Below are 23,192 nucleotides of genomic sequence, written 5' to 3' on the forward strand. Positions count from 1 at the left end.
GGCCGCCGCTCGCTATTGCAGGGTGCGGTAAAGACTTTCGGCGCCGTTGCAGTTGGCAGCATGCTGGCAATGAGCACTGCTCAGGCAGCCGTTGGCGAACCGGAAAAAGAAGACCTGAAGTTCGGCTTTATCAAACTGACAGATATGGCCCCTCTGGCTATCGCTTATGAAAAAGGCTATTTCGAAGATGAAGGCCTGTACGTACAACTGGAAGCACAGGCCAACTGGAAAGTGCTGCTAGACCGGGTAATAGATGGTGAACTTGATGGTGCGCACATGCTCGCAGGTCAGCCACTGGGGGCAACGATCGGCTATGGTACCCAGGCACACATTATTACCGCTTTCAGCATGGATTTGAATGGCAACGCTATCACCGTTTCCAACGATATCTGGGAGCAGATGAAACCCCACGTGCCGATGGGCGCTGACGGTAAACCCGTTCACCCGATCAAAGCAGATGCTCTCAAACCCGTTGTTGATTCTTTTCAGGCCCAAGGTAAGCCTTTCAATATGGGGATGGTGTTCCCGGTCTCTACCCACAACTACGAGCTGCGTTACTGGCTGGCAGCCGGTGGCATTCACCCGGGTTACTATGCGCCACATAAGGGCGACACTGCCGGTCAGATCGACGCCGATGCCCTGCTCTCCGTTACCCCACCACCACAGATGCCCTCCACTATGGAAGCCGGTACTATCTATGGTTATTGCGTCGGGGAGCCCTGGAATCAACAGGCGGTATTCAAAGGGATAGGCGTACCCGTGGTAACCGACTATGAGATCTGGAAAGACAACCCGGAGAAAGTATTCGGTGTATCCAAAGGCTGGGCGGATGAGAACCCGAATACCCACATCCGTGTCGTTAAAGCGATGATCCGTGCGGCAAAATGGCTGGACGATAATAACAATGGCAACCGCCCTGAAGCAGTAGAAATTCTGTCTCGTTCTGACTATGTCGGTGCTGACTACGATGTTATCGCGAACTCAATGACCGGAACATTCGAGTACGAGAAAGGCGATAAGCGCGCAGTGCCTGACTTCAACGTCTTCTTCCGTCACAACGCTACCTATCCTTACTACTCTGATGCTATCTGGTACCTGACTCAGATGCGTCGTTGGGGCCAGATCGCCGAACCTAAATCTGATGACTGGTTTATGGATACCGCTAAGAAAGTCTACCGCCCGGACATCTACGCAACAGCAGCTAAAGAGCTGATCGCAGAAGGCAAGCTTGAAGCCAGTGAGTTCCCTGACTTTGCGTCTGAGACCGGTTACAAAGCCCCACAGACTCACTTCATTGACAACATTACCTATGACGGTACTAAGCCAAATGAGTATCTGACGAAGTTTAAAATCGGCCTGAAACCAGACACTACGCTTTAACGTCTGTTTAACGCCGGGCTAACCAGGCTCTACTAAAGAGTTCAGCTGAAGGGTTTTACTGAAAAGCTCTACTAAAAAGTCCGGCTAAAAGATTCAGCTAACAAGTTTGACTACAAAAACCAAAGGGTCACTCATCTGAGTGACCCATTGGAGAGGCCTTATGAGTAGCATCGCATTAAAACTGTTAAAGCCGTTAGGCTTACCAGAGAAGTTTAATCTGGCTCAATTGATCAAATCAGTTGTCGTTCCTTTGAGCGGTATTCTGGTATTTCTGTTTATCTGGAATATTGGCGCACAGAACATTAACACCTCCCTGGGTGAGTTTCCTGGCCCAACTCAGGTATATGAAGAAAGCAAGAACCTGATCGCAGAGCATAATAGAGAGCGTCAAAAAGAGGTCGCCTTTTATGAACGTTTGGAGATACGCAATGCGAAGAAACTGGAAGCCAATCCCGATGCCGTTATCAAGACCCGTCCTTACACCGGCAAGCCAACTTTTATTGACCAGATAGGCACCAGCCTGGTGACAGTGTTAGCCGGCTTTTTTGCCGCCTCACTGATCGCTATTCCGGCGGGCATTGTGATCGGCATGAACAAAACGCTCTACAGCGCGTTCAACCCCGTGATTCAGTTATTCAAACCGGTTTCTCCACTGGCATGGTTGCCACTGGTGACCATGGTTGTCAGTGCGCTTTATGTAAGTGATGACCCGATGTTTGCTAAATCCTTTGTGACTTCGCTGATCACCGTTTCCCTCTGCTGTCTCTGGCCGACTCTGCTGAATACCGCCGTCGGCGTATCAACCATCAGCACGGACCTGAACAACGTCAGCAAGGTACTGCGTCTGCCCTGGCTGACCCATGTTATTAAGATTGTTATCCCTTCCGCTATTCCGATGATTTTCACCGGCCTGCGTCTGTCATTAGGTATCGCCTGGATGGTACTGATTGCCGCAGAGATGCTGGCGCAGAACCCGGGTTTAGGCAAGTTCGTCTGGGATGAGTTTCAGAACGGTAGTTCCAGCTCACTGGGACGGATAATGGTGGCTGTATTAGTGATCGGTCTGATCGGTTTCGTACTGGACCGGGTCATGCTGGCACTGCAGAAGAAAGTATCCTGGGATAAATCAGTAGAACTGAGATAAACGACCTTGACGTCAAAGGTTAGGAGAAGATCATGACCGTTAAAACACACCTTGAGCTGACCGGTGTCGATATCGACTTTCCAACACCCAGCGGCCCGTTTAAAGCGTTAAACAACGTCAACCTGAAGATAGATCAGGGAGAATTTGTCTCGCTGATCGGTCACTCCGGTTGCGGCAAATCCACCGTTCTGAATATCGTTGCCGGTCTCTACCAGGCAACAAAAGGCGGCGTACTGCTAGACGGCAGAGAGGTAAACCAACCCGGTCCTGAGCGGGCGGTAGTGTTTCAAAACCACTCTCTACTACCCTGGTTAACCGCCTATCAGAATGTTGAACTGGCTGTTAAACAGGTTTTCAAACACAGCAAATCTAAAGCTGAAATGAAGGAGTGGATCGAACATAACATGCATCTGGTACATATGGATCATGCGATGCATAAACGACCCGACGAGATCTCCGGCGGCATGAAGCAGCGCGTGGGTATCGCCCGCGCACTGGCGATGGAGCCAACCGTCATGCTGATGGATGAGCCTTTCGGTGCACTGGACGCCCTGACACGGGCGCATCTGCAAGATTCTCTGATGGAAATTCAGGCAGACCTGAATAACACGGTGATCATGATTACTCACGATGTTGATGAAGCGGTACTGCTATCGGATCGCATTGTCATGATGACCAACGGCCCGGCAGCCACCGTCGGTGAAATACTTGATATAAAACTGGAACGCCCTCGCCATCGCCTGGAACTGGCCGATGATCCGGAATATAACCACTATCGGGCCGCCGTTCTCAGCTTCCTCTATGAGAAGCAGAGAAAACCGGGTGAAGCGCCGACTGAACCTGCTGCCACCGAAGAAAAGCCTGAAAAGATTAAAGACGTGCAAGCATCAACACCTCTGCTTGCGGATGAGCAAGCCGCCTGAAAAACACAGGCTTGATTAAGCATAAAAAGCCCGGCGCCCCGCCGGGCTTTTTTACGAAACCTTGGGTTAATCGCAACAAGACTTCTTTCCCACACTGGCCACTGAAGGAGCAGTTTATCAAGATGATAACTCTGCCAGAGGATGCCTTTCTGTGCACAACCCTAATCCCCGCCCCAACACAGTGCGCCAAATCTACACAACCTCTTTAAGGCACAGACACAAAAACACCTAACTAATTGAAAAATATATAAATAAACAAATCAGGCACGGTCTCTGCTTTACTCTAAGTGCCTATCTTCGGCTTCTCATATTTTTTGAACAATGGTGTTCATCCTCCGGTATTCGTACCGGTTGATGGATGCCATTTTTTTTTGGGATTTTTTATGACAAAGCCTCATCTCATCATCATCGGTAACGGCATGACATCAGGCCGTCTGCTTGACGATATTCTGAAGCGTGACCCGGATAAGTTCCGGATCACCGTATTCGGCGCAGAAGGCTATGCAAACTACAACCGGATTATGCTCTCTCCCGTTCTGGCTGGGGAAATTAAGGCCTGCGATATCGTCACCCATTCAGAACAATGGTATCAGGAACACAATATAACCCTGCATAACGGCGTTACCGTGACCGGCATTGATACTGACAATCAGACGATTAAGTGTCACAACGGGACGATATTAAGCTATGACAAACTAGTGCTGGCAACCGGCTCCAACCCTGTTATTCCCCCTGCAGCGCGTAACGTCGGGGTGGAAGGTATATTAAGCTTTCGCAGGCTGGACGATATCGATCGCATCATGAATAAGGCCAGCAACATCAAGCATGCCACGGTGGTTGGCGGAGGCTTACTTGGTCTGGAAGCCGCTTGGGGACTGTGCCAACAAGGACTTAATGTCACGGTTATTCATCGGGGCGGATGGTTACTAAACCGGCAACTTGATCCGGCAGCAGGTGAACTGCTTAAACAGTCGCTGGAAGCACGTGGCATCAGCTTTCGCCTCAATGCGGAAATCATTCAATTCTCCGGTCAAGAAACAATATCTTCCGATGAGAGCCCTGCCCTTCTGTCTGGTGGTTCAGAAAGCGAAGTGCACTCAAACTCTGAGGCTCTTAAGAAGGTCTTTGTAGAGAAGACCTCTGTGCAGAAGGACGCTCTCCAGCAAATTACCCTGAGTGATGGCTCAGTTCTCAACACAGAACTGGCCGTTATCGCAATCGGCATAACGCCCAATCACTCGCTGGCGAAAGCCAGTGCGATCGATTGCGACAGGGGAGTTCTGGTCAATGACCAGATGCAGAGCTCTCATCCGAATATATTTGCACTGGGTGAATGCACTCAGTTTGGCCAACATACCTTTGGGTTGGTTGCCCCTCTATGGGACCAGGCCGCAGTATTGGCCGATCAACTGTGCGAAACATCAGATCATCGCTTTAGCGTTCAGCCCTGTGCGACAAAACTCAAAGTATCAGGTATCGATCTGTTTTCAGCCGGCGAGTTTATGGGCAGCCCTGAAAACAAGACGGTCGTCTATCAGGACAATAACAATGGCGTCTATCGCAAGCTTATTTTTCGTGACCAAAAACTCACCGGCGCTGTGCTCTACGGCGCGGTTAACGATGGTAACAAGTACTTCGAGCTGATCCAGACTCAACAGCCAGTTCAACATTTGGCGCCGGACCTGATCTTTGGCTGGCGCTACTGCGAAACCGACTCTATCTCAAAATCAATCACTGCGGGCGTGCCAGAGACACCGGTCTCTTCTGCACCAGACCTTAATCCACAGGAACTTAGCCTGGCAACAGGAGCAACCTTATGAGTAAAACAAAATTAGTTATCGCCGGTAACGGTATGGTGGGCCATCAATTTCTTCAAAGCCTGGCCGACAGCGGTCAGCTGGAAAGCTTTGACGTAACCGTTTTCTGCGAAGAAAGCCGATTAGCCTATGACCGGGTTCAGCTAAGTGCTTACTTCTCCGGTTCGACCGCTGAAGATCTGGCCATGGGTAATGCCAACACTTACCGCAGCTGGGGTCTTAACGTGCTGACTGGGGAAAAAGTCACAATGATTGATCGCGGCTACAAATCGGTAACCACTGATAAGGGTCGTGAACTAAGCTATGACAAACTTATTCTGGCCACCGGCTCATACCCTTTTGTACCTCCGGTACCGGGCCATGATCGTTCACAATGTTTGGTATACCGTACCATTGATGATCTGGAAGCGATTGCTGAAGCGGCTAAAAATTCTAAAGTCGGTACCGTTGTCGGCGGTGGTCTGCTCGGGCTGGAAGCGGCTAAAGCGCTAAAAGATCTGGGGCTAGAGACCCACGTGGTTGAGTTCGCGCCTCGCCTGATGGCTGTTCAACTGGATAATGGTGGCGGTGCAATACTGCGTCAGAAGATTGAAGCACTAGGTGTAACGGTACATACCGAGAAGAACACCCAGCTGATCGATGACGGTGAGCAGTGTTTCCACAAAATGAATTTTGCCGATGGTGAAGTACTGGAAACAGATCTTATTCTCTTCTCTGCCGGTATCCGCCCACGCGATGAACTGGCGCGCCAGAGTGAACTGGACGTCGGTGAACGCGGCGGTATCGTAATCAACAATAACTGCCAGACCTCTGACCCCTCTATCTACGCTATTGGTGAATGCGCCCTGTGGAATAAACAGATTTTCGGATTGGTTGCCCCAGGCAATCAGATGGCTAAAGTGGCCGTATCTCACTTAACCAATGGCGAAGACTGTTTTACCGGTGCCGACATGAGTACCAAGCTTAAATTAATGGGTGTTGACGTTGCCAGTATTGGCGATGCCCATAGTCGAACACCTGGCGCGCAGAACTACAGCTTTATTGATGAACGCGAAGGGATATATAAAAAGCTGATTGTGTCTGAAGATGGAAAACTACTCCTTGGCGCAATTCTGGTCGGCGATGCCGAACAGTACGGCACGCTGCTGCAATATATGCTCAACGGCATTCACCTGCCGGAGTATCCCGACACATTAATCCTGCCCAATCGAGGTGATGATCAACAGACCGGGCTGGGGGTTGCGGCCCTGCCGGAGACAGCCCAGATCTGTTCTTGTCATGATGTGAGCAAAGGTGACGTGAGAGCCTCACTGGATGCAGGATGTTGCACAATAGGAGATGTTAAAGGTGCCACCAAAGCAGCCACTGGCTGTGGCGGCTGTGCTGCGTTGCTGACCGATCTGGTTAATCATGAATTAGAAGAGATGGGCGTCGAAGTAAACCGCGACCTCTGTGAACACCTTCCCTACACCCGTCAGGAGCTCTACAGCCTGATTCGGGTTGAAGAGATCCGTAGCTTTGACGAACTACTAGACAAGCATGGCAGCGGTCACGGCTGCGAAATCTGTCGTCCGGCCGTCGGTAGCATTCTGGCTTCCTGCTGGAATGATTACATCCTCAGCGAAAAAAACATTGCGCTGCAGGATACCAATGACACCTTTATGGCAAATATGCAGAAGGATGGTACCTATTCCGTAGTACCCCGGGTTGCCGGTGGAGAGATAACTGCCGATAAGTTGATAATCCTCGGTCAGGTGGCTAAGAAATATAATCTTTATAGCAAGATTACCGGTGGTCAGCGGGTTGACCTGTTCGGTGCGCGCTTAGACCAGCTCCCCCCAATCTGGGAAGAACTCATAGCAGCCGGTTTTGAAACCGGGCATGCCTACGGTAAATCCCTGCGTACGGTGAAATCCTGTGTCGGCAGTACCTGGTGTCGTTTCGGTGTCGATGATAGCGCTGGTCTGGCGATTGAACTGGAAGACCGATATAAGGGCTTGCGAGCACCTCATAAAATTAAGTTTGCGGTATCCGGTTGTACCCGGGAATGTGCCGAAGCACAAAGTAAAGATATCGGTATTATCGCGACGGAAAATGGCTGGAACCTTTACGTTTGTGGCAACGGTGGAATGAAACCTCGTCACGGTGACCTGTTCGCCACCGATCTGGATAAAGCGACCCTGATTCGCTACATCGACCGCGTGCTGATGTTCTACATCAAGACCGCCGATCGTTTACAACGTACCTCCGTCTGGATGGAAAATATGGAGGGTGGTCTGGCCTATCTGCAACAAGTGGTCATCGATGACAGCCTGAACCTGGGTGATGCACTGGAACAGCAGATGGATCATGTTGTAGCAACCTATCAGTGCGAATGGAAAACCACTCTGGAAAGTCCTGAAGCATTGAAGCGCTTCCGACAGTTTGTTAACTCCGATGCCAGTGACAGTAACGTTGTCTTTGTTGAAGAACGGCAGCAGATCCGTCCCGCGACAACAGAAGAAAAAGCGAACATTCAGGCCGAGCCTATCAAACTGGTTAGCTGATACAGAGGATATAGAAATGACTCATAGTACAACCTGGACTACGGTCTGTAGTCAAAACGATCTGGTGCCAAACTCCGGAATCTGCGCGCTGGTAAAGGACGTTCAGATAGCCCTGTTTTATGTAGAAAAAGAGCAAGACGTATTTGCCATCGCCAACCATGACCCGTTCAGCCAGGCCAATGTGCTGTCCCGTGGGCTGATCGGTTCTAAAGGTGATGATCTGTTTGTTGCCTCACCGGTTTATAAGCAGCACTTCTGTCTTAAAAGCGGCCGTTGCCTGGATGATGAAAATACCCATATACAATCCTGGCCTGCCCAGATTAAAAATGGTGAGGTCCAGGTTCTTTTTTAGTGCTCTTTTAAAATTCGAATAAACGTTACACACAACAAACCTACAGGACACCCTGATTGATGACTATCGCAACCAGCCCAGACACTTGCCAGGTAAAAACCACTTGCCCCTACTGCGGAGTGGGGTGCGGTGTAAATGCCAGGGTAAGTGAGAATCGGCTGATTGCGGTAAGTGGCGACAAGGCGCACCCTGCCAATCAGGGCCGACTCTGCGTTAAAGGTTCAGCCCTGCACGAGACCTCTGGGCTGGAAGGCAGGCTACTAGCCCCTCAAATCGAGGGTGAAACGGTCAGCTGGGACAAAGCCTTTAATCATGTTGCTCAGGGTTTTAGTGAAACCATAAAGAAATATGGCCCCGATTCAGTCGCACTTTATCTCTCCGGCCAGATTCTTACCGAAGACTATTACGTTGCCAATAAGTTGATGAAAGGCTTTATTGGCTCGGCCAATGTTGATACCAATTCCCGCCTCTGCATGTCTTCCGCAGTCGCCGCTCATAAACGTGCATTTGGGGCTGATCTGGTACCGGGCTGTTATGAAGATCTGGAACTGACCGACCTGCTTATACTGGTGGGATCGAATACCGCCTGGGCACATCCGGTCATCTACCAGCGAATTGTCGCGGCAAAAAAAGCCCGCCCGGAGATGAAGGTCGTTGTCATTGATCCGCGTCGGACAGCCACCTGCGATATTGCCGACCTGCACCTACCACTCAAGCCCGGTAGTGATGGATACCTGTTTACCGGCCTGTTGAGCCACCTGGCGGACAATAACGCTCTTGATAACTCATATATCAACGACCACACCGAAGGCTTTGAGGACGCTCTACAGGCTGCCAGAACTCTCACGGCCGATCTAACCCAAACAGCAGAATTATGCGGATTAGACAAACCTGATCTTAAACAACTTTACCAATGGTTCTCTCAGATCGATAAAGTTGTCACGCTCTTTTCTCAGGGGATCAATCAATCCTCTTCAGGAGTAGATAAAGGTAATGCGATAATAAACTGTCACCTGGCGACCGCAAAGATTGGTAAACCCGGCGCTACACCTTTCTCGATAACCGGTCAGCCCAACGCAATGGGCGGACGGGAAGTCGGTGGGCTGGCGAACCAGCTCGCGGCACATATGGATTTCAGCAATCCGGAAAATATAGAACTGGTAGAAACCTTTTGGCAGGCCCCGAATATAGCCCGAAAAGAGGGTTTAAAAGCGGTCGACATGTTCCAGGCTATCCATGATGGCAAGATAAAAGCGATCTGGATTATCGGTACCAATCCAGTTGTTAGTATGCCCAATGCAGACTTTATTCGTGAAGCACTGCAACGTTGCGAACTGGTGGTTGTCTCTGATTGCATGGAGAAAACCGATACTACCGCTTGCGCTGATGTGCTGCTACCTGCAACCGGTTGGGCGGAAAAAGACGGTACCGTGACCAATTCTGAACGGGTAATTTCACGTCAGAAAGGCTTTTTAGAACCCGCGGGGCAGAGCCTGCATGACTGGCAGATCATCTGTTCTGTTGCGCAGACAATGGGATTTGAAGAAGGCTTTAGATTCAATTCGCCCGCTGAGATATTCGCCGAACATGCTGAACTGTCAGGCTTTCGAAACAGTGGTAAACGCTTCTTTGATATATCGTCACTCGCGACGTTATCAGAAAATGAATATCACAATATGAAGCCGGTTCGCTGGCCTGCGATAAAAGATAGCAAGACTGATTCAACGCGCCTGTTCGTCAACGGCAGGTTTAATACCCCGTCCGGCCGGGCAAGAATGATACCGGTAACACCTGCCGCGCCTATCAGCCAGGTATCAGAAACTTACCCATTGGTACTGAATACCGGGCGAATTCGCGATCAATGGCACACGATGACCCGCACTGGCAAAGCCAGCCGGTTACTCAATCATATCGATCAACCCTATGTAGAAATCTCTCTACATGATGCCGCAGATAAAGGTATCGTTGAACAGGATCTGGTTGAGATACAGAGTGCTATCAGTCGCTGCCTGGCGCGAGCAAAAATTACAGCAGGGCAACCCGCCGGTTCAGTCTTTATGCCGATTCACTGGACGGACCAGTTCGCCTCGCTGGCCCGGGTGGATAGTCTGTTTGCATCGATTAAGGACCCTATCTCTGGGCAACCCGAAGCAAAACACTGCCCGGTCAGTATTAATAAACTAAACAGCCGCTGGCAGGCAATCCTGATTACAGAGATGGAACTCGCTAATCTGCCTTGCGAATACTGGAGTAAAATTCCTCAGAAAAGAGGCTTTCGTTATGAGCTGGCGGGCACTCAACTACCAGAAAACTGGAAAACCTGGATTAAATCCATGGTGACCTTTAGCGATGACGACCAGATCGAACTCGATTCAGGAGAAACATATCGATTAGTCAGCTTCCGTGATCAAACACCCGAGCTACTGTTTTTTGCTTCGACTGAGAAATTACCCAACAGCCATTGGTTGAGTAAACAGTTCGACCAGATAACAGCCTCCCCCGCTCAGCGGATGGCACTTCTGGCAGGTAAACCGGTTGATAACAACCATGACTCGGGGGCAATCGTATGCAGTTGTTTTGAAGTCGGTGAAAAAAGCATTCGCAAGGCGATACATCAGGGGGCGAACAATATTGAAAAACTCGTCACGCAGCTAAAATGCGGCAGTAACTGTGGTTCCTGCCTGCCGGAAATCCGGGCGTTGCTTTGATATTAAACATCAGAAAAAACCTTTGATAAAGTCCAGATAACCGTTATCCCAGGCAATGCCAGCCCAGATAATCCAGGTCATATTCAGCATCATAAACACCGCGGCAGAGCCCATATCTTTAGCCCGCCCTGCCAGCTCGTGATATTCAGGCCCCCAGCGATCGACGACCGCTTCTATCGCTGAGTTAACAATCTCGAACGCTAATACCAGAAAACAGCAGCCCAACATCAATGCTAATTGAATGCCTGACTCAGCCAACCAGATAGCTCCAGGCACCATCACCACTAATGCCCCGACCTCGTAACGAAAAGCAGGCTCTTCTATCCAGGCGGCTTTAATTCCCTGCATTGAATATTTAGTGGCATAGTAGAAACGAGAAACGCCGGTCCGTTTGATCTGGTGCATGTATATCACTACTTTCAATTGCGAAACCGGCATTAAAACATGAAAATAATGACCATACTATGACTCACAGAGCATTCAAATAAAGATGCAAAAAACCACTGAGTATCTATGCCGCCACCACGGAGGCGATGGTCATAAAGCCGCCGAAAAAACGATTCAGAGTCACGCTAAGAATCATGATCGAGATTTCCAAACCTTCTGGCACCGTCATTGTGATCGGCAACTGTCTGATAAAGCCTCTGTAATCGATCTCGGATGCGGTCCAGGACTCTGGCTGAATGAACTGGCAGCCCTCTATCCAAATGCCCGCCTTACCGGCATAGAACTCGCACCCTATATGCTAGACCGTATCAACGGTCTGGCCACTAATATTAATATCATCATCGATGATCTCAACAACCCCACAGTGGACATTCCAGTGCATTCCGTAGATGTCGTTCTGGCCAATCTTCTGATTCATGAACTGCACCAGCCCGTAACTCTGTTCAGTAAACTGCGCAGCTGGCTGAAACCCGGTAGTGTATTAATCCTTTGTGACATGGTTCGCCAACCACTGGCCGACTACCTGGAACACCAATATGCTGATATTAATCTGGGCAGCCATACCCCGGATTATGAGGCGCTGACCAACGCCTTTCAGCATTTTCAGGAACACAACCGCTACCACCCTGAGGACCTTATACAGCTGCTAGAACGCTGTGGTTTCAAAGTAATTGAATCAGAACTGTTTAAAAATGGCCGCGCGGTGAGAATTGCTGCGATATCAGTTTAAATACTATCTGTTTGAATGTTATAGTTGCTTGCCGCAATAGATTTCGCATTCGAAGTGTTATTAACAAGATATTAATTTGTACGCCATACACCCCGGGATTCATTCATCGGAGTTAACGCTACACTGAATATATAAGCTCTTTTTATTAATTTTGTATAATTAAACTTTTGTTAGTGGTCTTCCGTTAATGGCCTTTTGTTAACTACTTTAAATGCCTAAGCACAAATAAAGAACTCTGCGGACCTCCAAGGACGTAATTGTATTCTGCACAAGAGCTGCAGATAAGTATGGAATATTGCACTTTCTCTGGAAATTGATCTTATCTGATGCAAAATAACGAAATTGATATTCAACTGAGCAACCTCAGTCTGGACCAGTTAAATAGCCTGTTAGACAAGCTGAAGCAAAAAGCAGTAGAAAAAAAACTGGCGATTAAAGCCGCCAGTAAAGCCCCCCCTCGTACTCAAACTGATATTGAGAAACTAGCCGACCTACAGGGGTTAGATCTCAGCGGTCTGATGCGAGAAATATCAAAGCGCTAAAAAACTAATCCGGAACGACTCTGACACATGACTGCTGAAAAACAAAGTGCAGGAATTAACCGCACATTCTGTGTTGCACCCATGATGGAATGGACAGATCGCCACTGTCGATACTTCCACCGTATTATCAGCCAAAATGCAGTGCTCTATACTGAGATGGTGACCACCGGTGCACTGATACACGGAGACCGGGAACGATTTCTGCAATATAACCCGCAGGAGCATCCACTGGCACTTCAACTTGGTGGGAGCAATCCTGCCGATCTTACTACCTGTACCCAAATGGCTGAAGACTTTGGCTATGACGAAGTAAACCTTAACGTCGGCTGTCCCAGCGATCGGGTTCAGAACAATATGATTGGCGCCTGCCTGATGGCCCACCCCAAGCTGGTCGCTGAATGCCTGGAAAAAATGCAATCTGCCGTGAGCATCCCGGTAACCGTTAAGCATCGCTTAGGTATCGATGACATGGATAGTTACGAAGAGCTTCATCATTTCGTATCTATTGTCAGAGAATCCGGTTGCAAAACCTTTATAATCCATGCCAGAAAAGCGATACTTCAGGGATTAAGCCCAAAAGAAAACAGGGATATTCCACCGCTTAAATATGACTGGGTCTACCGGATTAAGGAAGCTTTTCCCGAACTGGAAATCCTCATTAATGGCGGTATTAAAACCTTAGAAGAAACCCGCGAACATTTACAGCAGGTTGATGGTGTGATGATAGGCAGGGAAGCCTACCATAACCCCTATATGATGGCCGAAGTCGACGCGCTTTATAATCCAGGAATTGCTATTCAATCCAGACTAGAGATTATTGAGCAGATGTACCCTTACATCGAAGAGCAACTTCAACAGGGTTGCTATCTGGGCCATATAACTCGCCATCTACTTGGACTTTTTCACGCACAAGCTGGGGGACGTCAGTTCCGACGCTACCTGAGTGAGAATGCCCATAAGGCTGGAGCGGGTGTAGACGTATTGAAACAGGCCGTAGCTAAAGTTGCGGCGATCTAAAAAATTAAAGGATGATACATATGGAAAGCCAGCTGGATCAGCTAAAGAAGATGACCACCATTGTTGCCGATACCGGCGATATTAACGCCATCCGCGACCTGAAACCGGTTGATGCCACCACCAACCCGTCCTTGCTGCTTAAAGCCAGCCAGGACCCTGCATACCGCCCCTATCTTGAAAAAGCCAAAGCATGGGCGATAAGTCAGGGAGGCAGTGAAGCAGAGCAATTAGCCAACATGACCGATAAGTTAGCGGTTCTGGTCGGATGTGAAATCCTTGAAGTGATTCCTGGACGCATCTCTACCGAAGTAGATGCCCGACTCTCATTTGATACTGAAGCGACCATCGCTAAAGCAAAAAAACTGATGGGACTGTATCAGGAAGCCGGTGTCAGCAACGAACGAGTATTGATTAAAATCGCATCGACCTGGGAAGGTATTGAAGCCGCTCGTCAGTTAGAAAGCCAGGGCATCAACTGCAACCTGACCCTGCTATTTGGTTTTGCACAAGCAGTTGCCTGTGCAGACGCTGGAGTATTTCTGATCTCCCCTTTTGTTGGCCGTATTCTTGACTGGAACAAAGCCAACAGCCCTGAAGGCACAGATCTTAGCGGATCTAAAGACCCAGGCGTCTTGTCTGTCAGCCGTATATTCAATTATTACAAGCAGCATGGCTACAAAACCGTAGTGATGGGCGCCAGTTTCCGAAACAGCGAAGAGATCCGTCAATTAGCTGGATGCGATCGCCTGACCATCAGCCCCGGATTGATTAACGAACTGGCTGAAACAAAGCTACCGTTAGATCAAAAGCTGCTAGCCAGTGATCCGGTTTCCGATGAGGCGAAACAATTGAACAGCGAGCAATCGTTCCGCTGGGCCATGAACGAAGATGCAATGGCCACTGAGAAACTAGCCGAAGGCATTCGTAACTTTGCTGCAGATCAGGTAAAGCTGGAGCAGTTACTCAGTCAACTCTGATAGCCTTACCAGGAAACCTCCAAAACCAAAAAACGCATCTTAAAGATGCGTTTTTTTATGTTCGTCACAGGGAAGCCATTACTTTCTAGAACTGATCATCGTCAAATACAGCCTGACCATCGTTAACCAAGAATTCCCGGCGTTGCATATAAGCATCCCGTATTGCCGTATAGCGATCTCCGTTCAAAAGCTGCTCCGCCGCCAACAGATCCGCCCGGGTATCTACAATGCGTAAAGCATAAAGCTGGTTACGGGTACGTATAGGATTAACTTCTCCAACAGGATCAAGCATTGAATCAGGTATTTTGCTGATACCATCACGTACATTCGAAGGGCCTAAAAGCGGCAGAACCAGATAAGGTCCCGATTGTACTCCCCAATACCCCAGCGTCTGACCAAAATCCTCTTTATGCTCAGGCAAACCCATTGGCGTGGCTACATCGATAATTCCACCTAACCCTATTGTGGAATTAAAAATTACCCGGGAAAAATCCTGGACCGCCGCCTCACCCTTCAACTGCAACAAGCTGTTAACAATACTTCCTACATCAGCCAGATTACCAAAAAAATTACTAACCCCAGTTTCAACAATATCAGGCGTTACGAACTGATAACCCTGGGCTGCCGGTTTGAGAAGATAACCATCCAATACTTCATTGAATTCAAAAACAGAACGATTAAAGCCCTGCCACGGATCAATCTCATTATTCCCATCCTGGGCAACAGCAGCAGACACAACCACAAAAGAAGGTAACAATAACAACAGAATAGATAGTCTTTTTATGCAACGCATAAGCAGATTCCTTAGTAACAGACTATTAACGTTTAATGATATACAGATATATTGGAATATATAAGAATAAATTGTGCACTACAACAAACAAAGATGCGAGCGATCTTTGCCCTGGGCAGAAAAGAAACAATCAGCATTGAACCGCAAACAACAGAATATATGAAAACGAAAAAAGGGTCCCGAAGGACCCTTTTTTATAAGCTTAATCTTTAAATAAAGATTAGAAGCTTACGTTGTAACCTACAGCGAAAGTATCAACTGCGTTACCAGCATCAGTAGCGTCACCGCTTGCTTCGATGTAGTTAGCAAATACGAATGCCTGCTTGCCCAGCTTCTGCTGAACTTCAGCAATGTAACGCTTGCCGCCATCTACGTCTGCAGCGTCATCACCGAAATCAGTGATAGAACCCAGAACCTTAGTGTTGCCCATAGCGTAAGAACCCGCCAGAACCATTACAGAGTCAGCACCGTTACGGTTAACTTCGTCATCTTCTACAGAGAAACCTACGTACAGGTTATCAGCAGAGTAGTTTACACCCAGAGAGTTGATGTTCTCATCAACAACACCGTTATACTGCAGTGTAGACAGTGCGATACCGAAACCAGCAACAGAGTAGTTAGCTGCAACGTGAGTCGCATCAACCTGAGTACCAGCATCACCACCAGCATCAACGCCAGCAGCATCACGTGCAACACCAGCAACAGCTAGCTGAAGACCGCCCATAACTGGAGACAGGTATGCAGCAGCATTACCCTGACGACCGCCAGTACCGTAGCTGTGAGTTGTTTCAGTAGAAGCAGCAGCCATGATGTCAGTCTTACCAACAGTCCACAGGTAAGCTGGCAACCACTGACGACCAACAAGAACTGTACCGAAATCACCGGTAGCACCAACATAAGCCAGACGGCCTTTACCTGGAGTACCGAAAGAACCGGATTCAGTGTTTGCATAAGTCTCGAAGTGAGCGATTGCAGTCGCGCCAGAGAACAGCTCAGAAGTAGCCTTGATACCGATACGTGAAGTGTTGTCCTGGATATCCAGTGCTGCACCTTCTGCATCAGCAATTTGAACACGCAGAGAGCCGTACAGAGTAGCGTCAGCTTGTGCAACCAGTGGTGCAGTCATAGCGCCAGCTACAGCCAGAGCAATAATAGACTTTTTCATTAATGTTTCCCCTTCAATATTTAACGTACTAGTAGTCAAACTTTAATTATTTCTTATCGCTTTGCGTCATCAACTACGCGTAGCTACCAAGAAAAATACTATAAAATAGAAATATTGCAATGATATGAGTAAAAAAATATCAGTTATCAATACTTCTTTTGAGCTAACACCTATGCCAGCCCTTAGTATTCTTTATCGCATTCTATTTGGTCTTCTTTAGCTTTTTCAACAATTTCGGCGCTATTAAGAGCTGTGAAATCATTGTTTTTAGCTGCCGTAATCAGAGTGCGTTTTAATAAATTTGGCGCATTACAGCATAACCACCCGCCATTCGCAACTATTTATTCTATCTTTTTAAACAGTTACTCCTTTTTGTGCAGGCCGGTATTAGCAAAATCTGATACAGATCAGATGAAACAATTAATACTGGACCACACGCCAATTTAACCCTGCGGCGAACCAGCTAGCAATCGATCTGCCGCCACTGCTGCTTTAAGCGCTTTTCAGAAATAGTTACCCGGGTACCTAATTGCTGAGCAAACAGAGAAACCCGGTACTCTTCGAGCATCCAGCGATATTCTTCCAGGGCTACGTTATACTGGTTATGTTTTTTATCCAGTTCAGCCCGCCCCTGATACTGTTTATACAATTGTTGTAACTGTTCGCTCAGCATCCGTTGCCTGGGCAGTTCACGCTGATACTTTTCTAATCGCGCCTCGATCCCCTTCAGGTAACGGGGATACTCCTGCAATTGCTCACCAGGCACCTCCAACAGAAAGCCTTTATACACCAGACTTTCAAGTTGCTGGCGAATATCGGCGAGTATTGTGACAGCCTGAAGATTAACCGAACCTGAAAGTTGCTTCTGAATGCTGTGATAACGTTTAGCGATCTCTCCTAACAACAGCGCCCACTCTTCTGCCTTATTACAATAGTCAGCTTTATACTGCTTTAGCTGGTCTGCAAAACTTTGCTGAGAGCGAATATCTACATCGTGCAAGAAAGTTGCCTGCACAGCACTAAAAAGACATTCATTCTGTAATTGATTTTTATTCTGCACTTTTCCTAAGAAGATCGCCGTCTGCGGAAAAGCCGGCAGCTTGTTTTTGACAAAACGCAACTGTTCACTTAGTTGTAGCATAAACAACCGAGCCAGACCCTGGCGATTCTGCCTCACAGCCATCGCCTGATCTTCAAACACTTTCAGCTCTACACTCTGTCCACAATCCTGAAGCCCCGGATAGACTTCAAGTTCAAGCCCCCCTGCCTGCTTCAACGTTATAGCCTGAGGCAGATCACCAAAATCCCACAGGGTGATATTTTTACGCCCCCAGGTTTCAGAAGGCGCTTTAGTTAATGCTTGGCGGGCCTGGGAACCAAAACCATGCTGCAGTTTCTGCAAGTCACGCCCCTCACTGACCGTATTTCCTTTCTCTCCCCTCAAACGGATATTCACCCGGTAGTGATCATCCAGCACTACCGCATCCAGATCATCCCGACTAATCCTGACACCCGTCTTTCTTTTCAGATGCAGTGCCAGCGCTTCATTCAGCGAGCCTTCCGCAAATATTGCGGTCTCTATGAATCCATCGACATAGTCTGGGATAGGAACAAAGTTTTTCCGCAACGCTTTGGGCAAACCTTTGAGTAGCGCAACGCACTTCTCTTTTAACATACCTGGTACCAGCCATTCGAGACGCTCTTCTGAGATCTGATTGAGCAGAACCAGGGGCGCCTGCAGCGTTACCCCATCATCTTTAGCACCCGGTTCAAAATGGTAACCCAGCTTCAGCTTCGCACCGTTAAGGACTAGCTGTTCCGGATAGTTGGAACCGGTTACATGCTCAGCAGAACGTTGTAGAAGGTCTTCCTCCTGCATAAACAGAATCTGTGGGTTCTGTTGTTCTGCTATTTTACGCCACTGCTCGAACCCAGCACCGTTAACGACCCATTTACCCTTATCGGCACCATTATTTTCTTCCAGCCGTAACGCATAAAAATCTGCCAGGGTATCTTCATCGACTAACAGGTCTCGCCGACGAGTCTTCGCTTCCAGATTTTCGATCGAACTAAGCAGATTACGGTTATGGTTAAAAAACGCCCCCTGGGTCTTAAATTCACCTTCAACCAACGCGCTGCGAATAAAGATCTGCTGACTCACTTGTGGGTCAACACTGCCATAGTGGACCGTTCTACCCGGCACAATAATCAAGCCATACAGGGTCACCTGTTCCTGGGCGACCACCTGGGTTTTTTTCTTCTCCCAATGGGGCTCTAAATAGGACCGTTTTACCAAATGAGCCGCCAGGGAGTCCGCCCACAGCGGATCAATACGGGCAACCATTCGAGCGTAGAGCCGACTAGTCTCTACTAATTCTGCCGCCATTATCCATTTAGGCGCTTTCTTATATAGCATCGAGCCAGGAAAAATATTGAAACGGCGGTTACGTGCCCCCAGATACTCTTTCTTCTCCTGCTTAAACCCCATGTTACCCAGAAGCCCCGCCAATAAAGACTTATGCAACGATTCATATCCGGCGGGCTGCGTATTCTCTTTATAATCCAGGTTCCGGCAGATCAGATGCAGCTGACGATGCACATCACGCCATTCCCGCATACGCATGTAGGATAGAAATTGTTTCTGACAATACTTTCGCAGCTGATTTTGCGAAAGCTCCTGTCGCTGTTCCTCGTAGAGATTCCAGAGATTAACCAGGGTCACAAAATCTGATTCTTCGTCTGCATATTCACGATGTTTCTGATCAGCTGCCTGCTGCTTTTCCATCGGCCGTTCGCGAGGGTCCTGCACACTCAGTGCACTGGCAATAACGATCATCTCTGCCAAGCAGTTATTCTGTACTGCCGCCAGCAACATCCGACCGATCTTAGGATCAACAGGTAGTCGGCTCAACTGCCGGCCAAGCTTGGTCAGGTGACGCTTTTCATCAACAGCACTCAATTCTTGCAGCAGTTTAAAACCATCATTGATATAACGGGAGTCCGGCGGATCAATGAAGGGAAACTGATCGATCGCGCCCAACCGCAAATTGAGCATCTGTAAAATTACCGCGGCCAGATTGGTTCTGCGAATCTCTGCATCCGTAAATTCAGGCCGGGCATCAAAGTCCTCTTCGGAATATAGCCGTATACAGATACCTTCAGCTACCCGGCCGCAACGTCCCTTCCGTTGATTAGCGCTGGCTTGAGAAACTGACTCAATCGGTAAACGCTGTACCTTAGAACGGTAGCTATAACGACTGATTCGGGCAACGCCCGGATCAATAACATAACGAATTCCCGGTACCGTAAGCGAGGTTTCTGCCACGTTAGTGGAAAGCACAATACGACGCCCTGCACCACGCGCCGAAGAAAATATTTTATTCTGCTCCGCCACACTAAGCCGGGCATAGAGCGGCATCACCTCTATATGCCTTAATCGCCCTTGCTGCGAAGCTTTACGCAGATATTCCGCTGCCTCTCTGATCTCACGTTCACCGCTAAGGAAAACCAGAATATCTCCGGCACCGGTAAGACCCTTCTTGCGTTCCAGACGAATCAGTTCTTCAGTAGCAGAAACAATACCTTCGGGGATGCTTTTTTCATTGCCATCATCCAACTCCTCTAAGGGACGGTAATGTAGTTCAACCGGATAGCTTCGCCCGGAGACCTCGATCACAGGGGCATTATTAAAATGTTTTGAGAAGCGCTCCAGATCGATTGTCGCTGAAGTGATGATTACTTTTAGATCCGGGCGCCTCGGGAGAATCTGATGCAGATACCCCAGCAGAAAATCGATATTCAGGCTGCGCTCATGAGCCTCATCGATGATGAGCACTTCATAACGTTCCAGATAGCGATCATTCTGTGTTTCCGCCAGCAGAATACCATCAGTCATCAACTTGACCATGGTCTTGTCTGCCACCTGTTCAGTAAATCGCACCTGATAACCCACGGTACTACCTAAGGTTGTCTGTAGCTCTTCAGCAATACGATTGGCAACGGTTCTGGCGGCGAGCCTTCGGGGCTGTGTATGACCGATTAACCCGACTTTACCCAGGCCTAACTCAAGACAGATCTTAGGTATCTGAGTCGTTTTTCCTGAGCCGGTTTCGCCGGCAATCACCACCACTTGATTCTCTTTGATTGCGGTTGCAATTTCATCTCGACGACCACTGACGGGCAGATCCGGAAAATTGATCTTCTGACTGTATACGCGTTTAGCGACACGTTCTTCAGAGCGATGCAGCAACGCCTCTACCTCTTCACTAAGGCGATCTGATGGCTTCTGCTCTTTCAGACGACGTTGCAATAGCTGGATTTTTTTCCGAATAGAAAATCGATCGGCGATCAGACAGTTATCTAACCGTGAATAGAGTTGATTAATAGTGGCAGTCACAATTGAATTTTCAGATATAAAGGGATGGTTAACGATCAGGCATGACCAAAACAGCGACTCAGGGGCTCTTGTACCCCTTCCCTGAAGACAATCAACTCGCCGGTCTGCAACTTACGCCACTGTTCGTTATCGGTCAGTGGTTCCGTGGTAATAACCGTCACGATGTCATTTGGTGTTGTTTCTTCACCAAAATCGACCGTCAGTTCAGCATCGGTTAAACGTGCACGACCAAAAGGCGCGCGACGGGTTATCCAGGAAAGCTTAGTCGTGCAATACGCCAATAAATATTCTGATTCGGTCAGCAGCATGTTAAACACACCCAACTCTCGCAACTGATCAGCACAACAATGAATCAGCTCGATCACATCAGAAAAGCAATCAGGGCGTTGAGGAAAGCGTTCGCGTATCTGCCCTAGCAGCCAACAGAATGCATATTCGCTATCCGTAGTGCCTACCGGTTGATAGTGAGTCAATGGTAACTCAAACAGTTTCGGATCAAGCTGGCCGTTATGAGCAAAGGTCCAACAAAAGCCCCACAACTCACGGGTAAAGGGATGTGTATTTTCAAGACAGATGCTGCCTACATTAGCCTGGCGAATATGACTAATGACGGTTTTACTTTTGATCGGGTGGTTCTTGATCAATCGGGCAATTTCCGATTCACAACTAGGGGCAGGATCATGAAAAACCTGCAGTCCCTTGCCCTCGTAAAAGGCGATACCCCACCCATCTTTATGCGGTCCGGTCTCACCACCACGTTGCATCAGCCCGCTAAAGCTAAAACAGATATCGGTTGGGACATTGGCACTCATGCCCAGTAATTCGCACATCGTTTAAGCTGATTCCTCTTCCGTACTGAGTGTGACTTTATTGGGTAGCGAATCAATAGCATCAATGCCAGATTCAACTTGAGGCGTATGCTCAATCATACTCACCTCTTTCATTCGACGTTCACCGATAAAGTTACCTTCAGGATGAATTGCCATTATCTTGCTGACTACCGTGGCTACAACTTTACCACCCCGATCAATCTGCAGTTCATCACAGATAACCTCTCCTTCGAGCAATCCACATACAGTGATGTAGTTAGCTTTAACAACTCCATGTACATGGCCATTTTTGCCGATAGAAATATTATCCATAGAAGAGATATTGCCTTCAAAAGCTCCATCGATATGCATCTTGCCGACAATGCTCATATCACCACTGAACTTATTTCCTTCAGCGATAATGGTTATTGCTGAGCCGTTTGCAGTGCCTGATTTAGCGGATACAGTTTTTGTAAGGAAGCCCATTTTACACCTTTGACATTTGAAAACAGTGAATCAAAATTACCTATATTCCATGCCACAAACGGCTCAGGATCAATCGCTCTGTAGAGATGACGCACTTCGTAATGTAAGTGCGGCCCTGTTGAGGTTCCAGTGTTACCACTCAGACCTATTAGCTGTCCTTTGCTAACGTAAGACCCACTTTTAACTTTTAATTTACTCAGGTGAGCATAATAAGTTTTAAAGCCAAGACCGTGCTGCAAAATAATCAGATTACCAAAGCCACTGGACTTATTATAACCCGCATACTCAACGGCACCATCTGCAGTTGCATAAACCGGAGTGCCTATATTTGCTTTGTAATCAATACCATTATGCATCACCCGCTTTTTACGTACCGGGTGCATTCTCATGCCAAAATGATCATTAATCCGCAGCCCTTGAATCGGTTCGCCATTGGGCATAATGCTTAGGAAAAACAGCCGCTGGTTAGTCATCACCGTCAGCTCATCAGCACGGCCACTGGTCATATCTTCAGAGGGAGGTAAGCCCAGCAGGTCTTCCAATCCATAGAGACTGGCATCCAAAGTGTCATTCAACTCGCCGATGCGCAGATTTTCTTCCTGAAGTTGATCCCGCTCTACTTTCAATTCTTGCAGCGTATGAGACAGCTGGTCTAGTTGGCCTTTCTGTATTTCCTGGGTTCCCAGTGTCATTTCATACTGACTGGACAACGAGTTAATACCCTGTTCCAGGTCCTCGAGTTCATCTGAAGTCTGTACCAGCAATAAATTAGACACAAAGAAGCTACAAACCGCCATCACCAAAAACAGGGCGAGCAGATACCGGGCAAGCTGGCCCAGGGTATACTGGCGGGAGCCCCGTGCAGTCGTTAATGTGATAAGCAGCTTTTTCTGCAACATGCCCTACAAACCGATATTCAAGTAAATAAATAACGGTGGAATATACCTTTATTGAGGACAA

Annotated in this window: 18 protein-coding genes; 11 read left to right on the forward strand and 7 right to left on the reverse strand. The window is 48.2% G+C overall.

What is annotated here, in order from left to right; all coding sequences use genetic code 11:
• Window positions 1–60 precede the first annotated feature (60 nt).
• From AMJAP_RS11645 to AMJAP_RS11675, 7 genes are all read left to right on the forward strand, one after another.
• Entirely contained in the window at window positions 61–1,380 is a 1,320-nt protein-coding gene (locus tag AMJAP_RS11645; RefSeq protein ID WP_236588769.1) for a CmpA/NrtA family ABC transporter substrate-binding protein, read from the forward strand.
• A 160-nt stretch (window positions 1,381–1,540) separates the two neighbouring features.
• Window positions 1,541–2,524, forward strand: a complete 984-nt coding sequence (locus AMJAP_RS11650) for an ABC transporter permease (RefSeq protein WP_019620386.1) — start codon at window positions 1,541–1,543, stop codon at window positions 2,522–2,524.
• Between the two features lie 32 nt (window positions 2,525–2,556).
• Entirely contained in the window at window positions 2,557–3,447 is an 891-nt protein-coding gene (locus AMJAP_RS11655) for an ABC transporter ATP-binding protein (protein ID WP_019620385.1), read from the forward strand.
• Window positions 3,448–3,830: 383 nt separating this feature from the next.
• Window positions 3,831–5,267: an NAD(P)/FAD-dependent oxidoreductase gene (locus tag AMJAP_RS11660; RefSeq protein WP_019620384.1), complete on the forward strand. Its 1,437-nt coding sequence runs from the start codon at window positions 3,831–3,833 to the stop codon at window positions 5,265–5,267.
• Window positions 5,264–7,810: a nitrite reductase large subunit NirB gene (gene nirB, locus AMJAP_RS11665; protein ID WP_019620383.1), complete on the forward strand. Its 2,547-nt coding sequence runs from the start codon at window positions 5,264–5,266 to the stop codon at window positions 7,808–7,810. Before AMJAP_RS11660 ends, nirB begins: the two co-directional genes overlap by 4 nt.
• A 16-nt stretch (window positions 7,811–7,826) precedes the next feature.
• Window positions 7,827–8,162, forward strand: a complete 336-nt coding sequence (gene nirD / locus AMJAP_RS11670; protein ID WP_019620382.1) for a nitrite reductase small subunit NirD — start codon at window positions 7,827–7,829, stop codon at window positions 8,160–8,162.
• 59 nt (window positions 8,163–8,221) lie between these two features.
• Complete coding sequence (locus AMJAP_RS11675) at window positions 8,222–10,870, forward strand: nitrate reductase (protein ID WP_019620381.1); 2,649 nt, start codon at window positions 8,222–8,224, stop codon at window positions 10,868–10,870.
• A gap of 9 nt (window positions 10,871–10,879) precedes the next feature.
• Here AMJAP_RS11675 and AMJAP_RS11680 read toward each other — a convergent pair whose 3' ends face one another.
• Window positions 10,880–11,275 carry a diacylglycerol kinase gene (locus AMJAP_RS11680; protein ID WP_026339966.1) on the reverse strand — a complete coding sequence of 132 codons (396 nt, stop codon included), beginning with the start codon at window positions 11,273–11,275 and terminating at the stop codon, window positions 10,880–10,882.
• Between the two features lie 85 nt (window positions 11,276–11,360).
• On the opposite strand from AMJAP_RS11680, the gene AMJAP_RS11685 reads away from it, so the two are divergent.
• From AMJAP_RS11685 to tal, 4 genes are all read left to right on the forward strand, one after another.
• Complete coding sequence (locus AMJAP_RS11685; protein WP_019620379.1) at window positions 11,361–12,047, forward strand: class I SAM-dependent methyltransferase; 687 nt, start codon at window positions 11,361–11,363, stop codon at window positions 12,045–12,047.
• 326 nt (window positions 12,048–12,373) lie between these two features.
• Window positions 12,374–12,589, forward strand: coding sequence for a hypothetical protein (locus AMJAP_RS11690; RefSeq protein ID WP_019620378.1), 216 nt, complete (start codon window positions 12,374–12,376; stop codon window positions 12,587–12,589).
• Window positions 12,590–12,616: 27 nt separating this feature from the next.
• Window positions 12,617–13,606, forward strand: a complete 990-nt coding sequence (dusA, locus tag AMJAP_RS11695; RefSeq protein ID WP_019620377.1) for a tRNA dihydrouridine(20/20a) synthase DusA — start codon at window positions 12,617–12,619, stop codon at window positions 13,604–13,606.
• Window positions 13,607–13,626: 20 nt separating this feature from the next.
• Window positions 13,627–14,583 (forward strand): transaldolase, encoded by a 957-nt coding sequence (tal, locus tag AMJAP_RS11700; protein ID WP_019620376.1) that lies wholly within the window; start codon window positions 13,627–13,629, stop codon window positions 14,581–14,583.
• An 85-nt stretch (window positions 14,584–14,668) separates the two neighbouring features.
• On the opposite strand, the gene AMJAP_RS11705 is transcribed toward tal, so the two are convergent.
• The 6 genes from AMJAP_RS11705 to AMJAP_RS11730 form a co-directional block, all read right to left on the reverse strand.
• The gene (locus tag AMJAP_RS11705) at window positions 14,669–15,376 is read right to left on the reverse strand and encodes an MlaA family lipoprotein (RefSeq protein WP_019620375.1); all 708 of its coding nucleotides are present in this window, start codon (window positions 15,374–15,376) and stop codon (window positions 14,669–14,671) included.
• A gap of 220 nt (window positions 15,377–15,596) precedes the next feature.
• Window positions 15,597–16,541 (reverse strand): porin, encoded by a 945-nt coding sequence (locus AMJAP_RS11710; RefSeq protein ID WP_019620374.1) that lies wholly within the window; start codon window positions 16,539–16,541, stop codon window positions 15,597–15,599.
• Between the two features lie 463 nt (window positions 16,542–17,004).
• Entirely contained in the window at window positions 17,005–20,937 is a 3,933-nt protein-coding gene (gene hrpA / locus AMJAP_RS11715) for an ATP-dependent RNA helicase HrpA (protein ID WP_019620373.1), read from the reverse strand.
• A 35-nt stretch (window positions 20,938–20,972) separates the two neighbouring features.
• Complete coding sequence (locus tag AMJAP_RS11720) at window positions 20,973–21,767, reverse strand: class II glutamine amidotransferase (RefSeq protein WP_019620372.1); 795 nt, start codon at window positions 21,765–21,767, stop codon at window positions 20,973–20,975.
• Window positions 21,768–21,770: 3 nt separating this feature from the next.
• Window positions 21,771–22,232 carry a bactofilin family protein gene (locus AMJAP_RS11725; protein WP_019620371.1) on the reverse strand — a complete coding sequence of 154 codons (462 nt, stop codon included), beginning with the start codon at window positions 22,230–22,232 and terminating at the stop codon, window positions 21,771–21,773.
• Window positions 22,172–23,131, reverse strand: a complete 960-nt coding sequence (locus tag AMJAP_RS11730; protein ID WP_019620370.1) for a M23 family metallopeptidase — start codon at window positions 23,129–23,131, stop codon at window positions 22,172–22,174. The genes AMJAP_RS11725 and AMJAP_RS11730 overlap by 61 nt, the downstream gene beginning before the upstream one ends.
• Between the last annotated feature and the right edge of the window lie 61 nt (window positions 23,132–23,192).

The sequence above is a fragment of the Amphritea japonica ATCC BAA-1530 genome, from assembly GCF_016592435.1.
In the GTDB taxonomy this organism is placed as follows: Bacteria; Pseudomonadota; Gammaproteobacteria; order Pseudomonadales; family Balneatricaceae; genus Amphritea; species Amphritea japonica.